The organism is Microcoleus sp. K5-D4 (genome assembly GCF_036704575.1).
GTDB lineage: Bacteria > Cyanobacteriota > Cyanobacteriia > Cyanobacteriales > Microcoleaceae > Microcoleus.
In genome coordinates this window covers 1-8,316 of the sequence record NZ_JAUBSD010000154.1, presented here as the reverse complement: position 1 = coordinate 8,316, position 8,316 = coordinate 1, and the positions used below count along the sequence as shown (strand labels likewise).

The window sequence follows — 8,316 nt, the reverse complement described above, 5'->3', positions numbered from 1 at the left end:
TCTGGGCAACTATGCCAAAGCCATTGAGTATTCACAGCAACATTTAGCCATCGCACGCGAAATTAAAAACCGCCTAGACGAAGTTGCGGCACTAGGTAATTTGGGAAGTGCTTACCGCTCTCTGGGCAACCATACCAAAGGCATTGAGTATACACAGCAGAGTTTAGCCATCGCCCGCGAAATTAAAGACCGCCAAGGGGAGGGTGTAGCACTGGGCAATTTGGGACTCGCTTACCAATCTCTGGGCAACTCGGCCAAAGCCATTGAGTATTTACAGCAGAGTTTAGCCATCGTCCGCGAACTTAAAGACCGCCAAGGGGAGGGTGGGGTACTGAGCAATTTGGGACTCGCTTACCAATCTCTGGGCAACTCGGCCAAAGCCATTGATTATTCACAGCAGAGTTTAGCCATTGCCCGCGAAATTAAAGACCGCGACGGGGAAGGTACGGCGCTCAACAACCTGGGAGCGGGGTTCTTGAAAGTTGGCAACCCAACAGAAGCTGAAAAAATGCTTGTCAATGCGATTCAAGTTTGGGAATCGATGCGTCAAATGCTCGGCTCCAACGACGCGAATAAAGTCTCCATCTTTGAAGCACAAGCTCGCACCTATCGGACTTTACAAATAGTCCGGGTGGCTCAGAATAACCCGATCGCGGCGTTAGAAATTGCCGAGCGGGGACGCGCTCGTGCCTTTGTCGATCTACTTACACAGCGCTTATCGTCAGGTTCTACCAATCCGGTGATTAACACTTCTCCGAACCAGGAGCAAATTCGCCAAATCGCCAAAGCACAGAACGCCACTTTGGTGCAGTATTCCATCCTCTACGATGACTTCAAGATTCAGGGAAAAGAAGTAGGGCGTGAATCCGCGCTCTACATCTGGGTGATTCAACCCACGGGCGAAATCACATTCCGCGAGGTAGACCTCAAACCCCTCTGGCAGCAACACAACGCCTCTCTAGCCAGCTTAATCGTGGGCAATCAAGAATTCCTCGCCGTCCGCAGTCGCAGCAGTCTTGGCTCTACTCAACCCCAACCCAACTTACCAACACTGCATCAACTGCTGATCGATCCCATTGCCAGCCTCCTACCCAAAGACCCCAATGCCCATGTCATTTTCATTCCCCAAGGTTCCCTGTTCCAGGTTCCCTTCCCCGCCCTGCAAGACTCTGGCGGCACTTACTTAATCCAAAAACACACCATTCTCACCGCCCCTTCGATTCAAGTATTGGATTTAACCCGACAACAACGACAGAAATTAGCCAGTCAGCCAGCCAACGGTCGCGGTAACGCTCTAGTCTTGGGCAATCCCACCATGCCGAGTGTGCCTCTGTCTCCCGGAGATCCCAAACAGCAATTGTCTCCTCTACCTGGAGCCGAAGCCGAAGCGCTCGCGATCGCCCCTCTGCTCAACACTCAAGCCATCACAGGCCCACAAGGTACAAAAGCTGCGATCGTTCAAAAAATGCCCCAAGCATCGACTATTCACCTGGCAACGCATGGATTGCTGGATGATGTGCGCGGATTGGGAAGTGCGATCGCCCTTGCTCCTTCTGGTAGCGATGACGGCTTATTGACCGCAGAAGAGATTTTTGACATGAAACTGCAAGCAAATTTAGTCGTTTTGAGTGCTTGCAACACTGGAGAAGGCCGAATTACCGGGGATGGAGTAATTGGTTTGTCGCGCGCTTTGATTTCGGCAGGAGTGCCGAGTGTAATTGTTTCTTTATGGGCGGTTCCCGATGCGCCGACATCGGAATTGATGCAGGCATTTTATCAAAACTTGCAAAATAATCCCGACAAAGCACAGGCATTGCGGCAAGCAATGTTAACCACGATGAAAACTCATCCCCAGCCGCGAAATTGGGCGGCGTTCACCTTAATTGGGGAGGCCGAGTAAGGACGATCGCGACAAGCAGATTACAGAGTACGATCGAGGATACTGCCCCTATCGCGAAACTGGCGGCTGCAAAACTTTAGCATCCTTTGCTATTTCCGCTGACTCCAAAACCGGCTCTAAAACCGGAGAAGGAATCGGCACTTCTTCAACTACCTGATGCTTTTCCAAAGTCAAACGAGACTGCGACGAACCAGACAATCTTTTCAACAATTTCGGTTTCGGATCGTACAACAAATAAATAATTCGATCGCCTGCTTGCCAAATCTGAGTCGCCGACACTACTTGCAAGTATCCTTGCCTTTCCAGCAGCAGCGGCACCCAATCCCCGGCTTTAACCAAAGCTTGTAAGTGAGCAATCTGAAACTGCAATCCCTCTGTTTTTAACTCAGTTTCCCCCAATTTCACTTCGCTGTCATTCAAATATTCGTTCCAATCCTTCAGCGACAAATCGGAGACAAAAGCTTGATTGATTTTACTCTGATTAGCAGGCGTATTTGCTTGCGGATCTTTGGGGAATATTGCCAAAACCCTCGGCGGTGCAAACTCTTCGGCCGCTCGCTGAGCTAACACTAAGTTTACCTCGCCGTTGTTAGTCATTGCCAGAAAAGTTCCCATCGATTCCAGTCCGGCTTCTTCTAACACGCTGTGGTCGAGAGCACTGCTCAAAAACACCCGCAAACCTTCTCGTTCTGCTTGTGCACAAGCTTCGGGGTTTGTGTCAATAATTGCCACAGATTCGCCGCGTTCTTGAAACAAGCGAGCAATTAATCTGCTCAAAGGATTTGACCCGACAATTGCAGCACCGGTTGCAGATTTTGAGGTGATGCCCAACAGTTGAGCGATCCGTCCGGCCGTTAGTCCCTGGACGAAAACTGTCATAATAATTGTTAGGAAAACTAAGGCTTTAATCGAGTCGCCGCCGTTGATTCCCCGCTGGGTGAGCAAAATTGCAAATAAAGATGCGATCGACGCTGAGACAATTCCCCTCGGCGCTACCCAACAAACAAATAATTTCTGCCGCCAATTCAGTCCGCTATTCCAAGTACACAGCCAAACGTTTATCGGCCGCACTACCCACATTAAAGCTAAAACTGTAAACAAACTTCCCCAACCGAGGGCGACCACACTAGCGAGGGATAAATCGGCCGCCAGCAGCACGAACAGCATCGAAATAGCCAGGACTGTCAGTTGACCTTTAAACCTCCTCAGCAGCCTTTCTTCCGGCACAGCAGCGGCTCTGAGGACGATGCCGGAGAGGACTGTTGCCATCAGTCCCGATTCGCTGCGGATTTCTTCTGCTAAGCCGAAAAACCCCCACAAACCGGCTAAAACTACTAAGTTTTTGAGGTCTTCCGAGAGAAATTGCGATCGCTTGAGAATGAATCCCAGCAGCCAACCTCCCGCAGCCCCGATGACTGCACCAACGAAGAGTCGGACGATTAAATCTCGGAACACAATCAGCAAATCAGCATTGCCATTCAAAATAATATTCAGCACCAATACTGCCAGAATTGCCCCGACAGGATCGATTAAAACGCCTTCTGCTTCTAGCAAGGCGGCAACTTGTTTGTCAACGGATACTTGTTTGAGCAAAGGGCCGATTACCGTCGGGCCTGTGACGACTACTAGAGAAGCATACAAAAATGCGATCGGCCAGGGAAATTCCCCCAACCAGTGTGCGGCCATTCCGCCGCCAATTAGCGTAATTAAAGTGCCTACCGTAACTAAATTGCGGATGCTGCCGGAAACTTTGCCCAAATCTCGCAATTCCAAATTCAAGCCACCTTCAAACAGAATTAACGCTACGCAAAGCGATACCATAACTTCCAAACCGCTGCCCAGCAGATTCGGGTGCAGCACTCCGAAGCAGTCTGGGCCGGCTAAAATGCCAAACAACAGCAAAAAGACGATCGCCGGAACTTTCAGATAAGCGGCGAGAACTTGAGCGCTGATGCCACAGATGACGGTCATGACCATCAACTGGGTGATGTTAAAGGGAATTTCCATAGATACAATTGTTACAGGCTGCCCGCTTAGTTTTAAATGTTGGATCGCGGGTAATTGGAGTGCAGGCGCTATTTTCGGCGCAGCTTACAAACTCGGCACGGCCCTGGATTTTTGCGAATAAGATTAAAAAACCTTGATATTGGCTCTAACTTTATCAGATAATTCTCTTGGCGTCAAAGATGGGAGTAAGCTGTAGCTAAGTGAGAGATTGTCTGTTATGTTCGAGAGTCCGATGGGATGCGGGCACAGAGGGAGAGGATTTGACTAATTTTGATGGGGAGTCAATTTCAAATCTCAAATAGCAAGATTTGCCAGCTTTTCTATTATAGAGCCTTTCAACTTCGAGATTGATCTGTGGAGTCAATCTCCAATCAAAAAGCTCACATCTCAAATCGATCGCCCTCAGACTCATCTTTAGAGTAGAGTTCTCATCTAAAATCTCAAATCGCAAGATTCATCTGTAGAGTCAATCTAACATTTAAAATCTATAATCTATAATCGACTGGCATTCTGCCACCTGCGCAAAAACTCCGATAGAATTGTCGGCGAAATTCGCCCTTCCAGCCAATCTAAAGACTGGTTTTGGTTTGGTGCAGCCCGATAAAATTTGCACGCATCTATCAGCCGAATCGGAGAATTAGTGACAATAGATTGAGAGCGCCATTTTTGTGCAAACTCGGCAATAATAGCCGGAGAAATTTGTTTTTGCAGCCAATCTAAAGCTTGGTCTTGTTGTGCTAAACCGCGATAAAATTTGCCCACATCTATCAATCGCAAATTACTGTCTGGAGGTAAGGTAGTTGCCCGCCATTTTTGAGCAAATTCCCCTAAAACAGAGGTAGAAACTTGACTTTGCAGCCAAATTAAGGCAGTATCTTGGCTAGCCTTAGCTTGATAAGACGAGAATACCTGAGTCAGCCGCACGTCTGATATGGGAGTGGGAGTCGGAGCAGGAGTCGGCTGCGGGACGGGTGTCGGGGCTGGAGGGGGAACAACTACTTTGGGAGATTTTCGCATCAAAGCGGCCCAGGTTTTAAGGCTGGCAATGCCGTCTGGATTGAGACCCTGAGATTTCTGAAACGAGATGAGCGCCGCTGTGGTGGTAGCTCCAAATTTACCGTCCATTGCGCCTTGATAGAAACCTTTAATTCTTAATTCCCTCTGGATGTCTGCAACTTTATAACTTACGGCGCCTTCTCGGACGCTTTCAAAAATATTGGTGTCTACATTGCCCGAGACGCCTGACACAGTGCCTGTGTCGCTGTATTGCCAAAAAGTCCAAGTTTTCCAGCCGCCGGGAACCCAAGGTTCCTCAGCAGTGGTATAGTGAGCAATCCACAGTGGGTAATCGGCAAACCGTTTTGTCCCCAGGTTGTCCCAGAAACCGGGGTAAGTGTAGATAATCGGCCGCATCAACGTGGCTTTTTCGACTGCTTCTAACCAAATTGCGGCTCGATCGCACAATTGATCCACACTCAAACCGCCTGTAGTTTCCACATCCAAGACTGGCGGCAAATCCCCCGGTTCGAGTTTTACAGTTTTCAAGAACAAATCTATTTGTCCTTGAATGCTGCTGGCAGGTCGAAAAAAGTGGTAAGCGCCGCGTTGAATCCCCGCCGCTTTCATGGCCGCCCAATTGCGGGCGAAAGTTTGGGCAACGAACGTTGCACCCTCGGTCGATTTGACAAAACTGAAGGTAATACCATCCCGGGCAACTGCTTGCCAATTGACATTGGGCTGGTAGTCGGAAACATCTATACCGCGAATACTCATATTACCAAGAGTGGAGAAAAGCTGGTTTGCTCTGAAGCAGCGACTCGATTAAGGGTACATTAAATTGTAATGCTAAGTCGCTAAGTGTTTTTTTTGCAGGAGAGATGGTGCAAATGAACTTCGATCGGATAGAGCCCGGCCCTGGTCAAGAGTCTGTTTGGGATTACCCACGTCCCCCTCGGCTTGAGGAATCGACCAAACACGTACAGATAATTTTTAATGGAGTGACGATCGCCGACACGCGCCGTCCTCAGCGGGTATTGGAGACAAGTCACCCTCCTGCCTACTATATCTGCCCCGATGACATCAAAATGGAATATTTGCACAAAACTTTACGGGGTTCTTGGTGCGAGTGGAAGGGACAAGCCGGTTATTACACTGTGACGGTGGGAGAAAAGGAAGTAGTAAATGCTGCTTGGTTTTATCCCAATCCTAATCAGATTTTTGTAGCTATTAAAGATTATGTGGCTTTTTATCCCAGCAAGATGGATGCCTGTTATGTGGACGGAGAATTAGTGCAATCTCAACCAGGGGATTTTTACGGTGGCTGGATTACCAAAGATATTGTCGGCCCGTTTAAGGGAGGGCCACAAACTTGGGGGTGGTGAGGGAAGGTTGAGTGTTGAATTTTGAGTTGAGAACAGGGGCAAAAACCACGTTTTTTTATGGAAAACCTCGTTACAGCCTCGACCCAGGGTTAAAAACCCGGTTTTTTGAGTTTGTCGGCACCGTCCATGAGCGGAAGAGTGGCGCCGAAATCGATTTTTTTACGCCGTAAAAAGCCCCTAGTAAAAAATTGAGTAAATAATGAGAATTATTCAATAAATCTGTAATTTAGTGAGCATGAATCAAGGCAATGCAGCTACAAAAAAGAACGCAGCAGCTTCTTCCCTTATAAAAAATAGTGTAGTAAATAATACAACCAATGGCAACAAATAAATACTAATATAAGTTAATAGTTGACACTAGCTTCGGTGCTGCTTTATTATTTATTCGGATCTGCGCTGTGTCTGTTGAATTTATTGAGCCGTCTAACTCGGCAGAAAACTCACCCAAAAATTTATCTTTAGAGTCTACTCTTAAGGATCTAGCTCTATTCAATTTTCAGGTTGACTCCTCATATCTCGCCAAAGAAGTAGCTAGGTTTTTTCAAGCTCACCCGCTGCTTCCGGGAGTTATCTTGACCGTAAATGGGGAATTTTTAGGGATGATATCGCGTCGGCGATTTATGGAACGCATGAGCCGCCCTTACGGAGTAGATATATTTGCTTGCAGACCGATTATAGCCTTGTATCAAATAGCTCAAACCGATATTTTGATTTTACCAGGAGTAGCCTTAATTGTCATGGCAGCTCAGCGAGCCGTACAGCGACCGCCGGAACTGCTTTACGAGCCAATTGTTGTGCAGTTAGAACTTCAAGTTTACCGACTTTTAGACGTGCATCAACTGTGGGTAGCTTTATCCCAAATTCACCAACAAGCTACTTGGTCTATGAGCGAACTTTATTACAATTTATCGCTTACGCAATCCGAGCTAGAAGCAGCTAATTCTCAATTAAAAGCAGCTAATTCCGAATTGTATCGCCTTGCCAACTTAGATGGCTTAACTCAGGTTGCCAACCGTCACTGTTTTAACGAATACTTAGATAAAAAGTGGCAAGAATTGGCGGAAGCAGCAGCAGAACTATCTTTAATTTTATGCGATGTAGACTTTTTTAAAAAATACAACGATACTTATGGACATCAGGCGGGAGATACTTGCTTGCAGCAGGTATCCCAAGCTATTTTGGAAGCGGTAAATTACTCAACAGGCGAAGTTTCGGGCGAGAGTCTGGTAGCCCGTTACGGAGGCGAAGAATTTGCAGTGATTTTGCCTCGGACTTCACCGGAAATAGCTGTCTGGATTGCAGAGAAAATTCGAGTGTGGATTAAAGAACTAAACATTGAACACGTTAATTCAGAGGTGTGTTCTCTCGTGACACTGAGTTTGGGGGTAGCGAGTACGGTTCCTCGATCATCCGCAGCACAAAAAAACTTGATTGCAGCGGCAGACCGCGCGCTTTATCAAGCTAAAAACCGAGGGCGCGATCGAGTAATTTTAGATGCCGATGGATTTTAGATTGGAAAATCGTTTCCATTACAGATTATCTGGCAAATCGCCGATCGACCTGCCGATGCTAGACAGCAATTTCTCCAAAGCTTTCATCTGCTTGACGGTGAACGTGGGTACGTTCTTTCCCAACTCCCAACGGCTGATGGTTTGCGACGAAACGCCAAGCTCTCGCGCCAAATCTTCCTGACTCATCTCCAGTTCTTCCCTGAGCTTCTTCAAATGCGACTCTTCATCTTCTGGTCGCGGAACGGGCTTTTTCGGCATAACTTTGATCGCACATTTTTTCTATAAGATGCTTAAGCATCTTGACTAAACAATAAATTGATTAGACAATATGTTTAATAGCCAGCCCAGAACCGTGGAAAGTACAAGGACTGACTCTAAAACCCCTTTGGAAAGGAGCATGAATCGATTATGCCTTACAAACAGCGTCTGAATTCCTGGATTATTAGACCTCTTGCGAAAGTCTCAGGCGATGGCTAATTTGTCTTCAAAGAAAGTTCATAATTATAAATACCAGCTA

Annotated in this window: 6 protein-coding genes; 3 read left to right on the top strand and 3 right to left on the bottom strand. The window is 47.2% G+C overall.

Going from position 1 to position 8,316, the window contains the following annotated elements; genetic code table 11:
* A partial coding sequence (locus QUA77_RS28140) for a CHAT domain-containing tetratricopeptide repeat protein (RefSeq protein ID WP_333453882.1) occupies window positions 1-1,900 on the top strand: 1,900 nt, incomplete at its 5' end.
* Window positions 1,901-1,948: 48 nt separating this feature from the next.
* Here the strand turns inward: QUA77_RS28140 and QUA77_RS28135 are convergent.
* Together QUA77_RS28135 and QUA77_RS28130 are read right to left on the bottom strand one after the other, a co-directional pair.
* Window positions 1,949-3,907, bottom strand: a complete 1,959-nt coding sequence (locus QUA77_RS28135) for a cation:proton antiporter domain-containing protein (protein WP_333453880.1) — start codon at window positions 3,905-3,907, stop codon at window positions 1,949-1,951.
* Between the two features lie 492 nt (window positions 3,908-4,399).
* Window positions 4,400-5,680, bottom strand: coding sequence for a GH25 family lysozyme (locus QUA77_RS28130; protein WP_333453878.1), 1,281 nt, complete (start codon window positions 5,678-5,680; stop codon window positions 4,400-4,402).
* 113 nt (window positions 5,681-5,793) lie between these two features.
* Here QUA77_RS28130 and QUA77_RS28125 point away from each other — a divergent pair, with 113 nt between their 5' ends.
* The gene (locus QUA77_RS28125; RefSeq protein WP_333453876.1) at window positions 5,794-6,288 is read left to right on the top strand and encodes a DUF427 domain-containing protein; all 495 of its coding nucleotides are present in this window, start codon (window positions 5,794-5,796) and stop codon (window positions 6,286-6,288) included.
* A gap of 398 nt (window positions 6,289-6,686) precedes the next feature.
* Window positions 6,687-7,799 (top strand): diguanylate cyclase, encoded by a 1,113-nt coding sequence (locus QUA77_RS28120; RefSeq protein WP_333453875.1) that lies wholly within the window; start codon window positions 6,687-6,689, stop codon window positions 7,797-7,799.
* A gap of 18 nt (window positions 7,800-7,817) precedes the next feature.
* Here the strand turns inward: QUA77_RS28120 and QUA77_RS28115 are convergent, their stop codons facing one another.
* Window positions 7,818-8,057: a helix-turn-helix transcriptional regulator gene (locus QUA77_RS28115; RefSeq protein ID WP_333041566.1), complete on the bottom strand. Its 240-nt coding sequence runs from the start codon at window positions 8,055-8,057 to the stop codon at window positions 7,818-7,820.
* Window positions 8,058-8,316: the final 259 nt, after the last annotated feature.

Coding starts and splice junctions, on each gene's coding strand:
- QUA77_RS28115 (WP_333041566.1), bottom strand. CDS start 8,057: ATGCCGAAAAAGCCCGTTCCGCGACCAGAAGATGAAGAGTCGCATTTG.
- QUA77_RS28135 (WP_333453880.1), bottom strand. CDS start 3,907: ATGGAAATTCCCTTTAACATCACCCAGTTGATGGTCATGACCGTCATC.
- QUA77_RS28130 (WP_333453878.1), bottom strand. CDS start 5,680: ATGAGTATTCGCGGTATAGATGTTTCCGACTACCAGCCCAATGTCAAT.
- QUA77_RS28125 (WP_333453876.1), top strand. CDS start 5,794: ATGAACTTCGATCGGATAGAGCCCGGCCCTGGTCAAGAGTCTGTTTGG.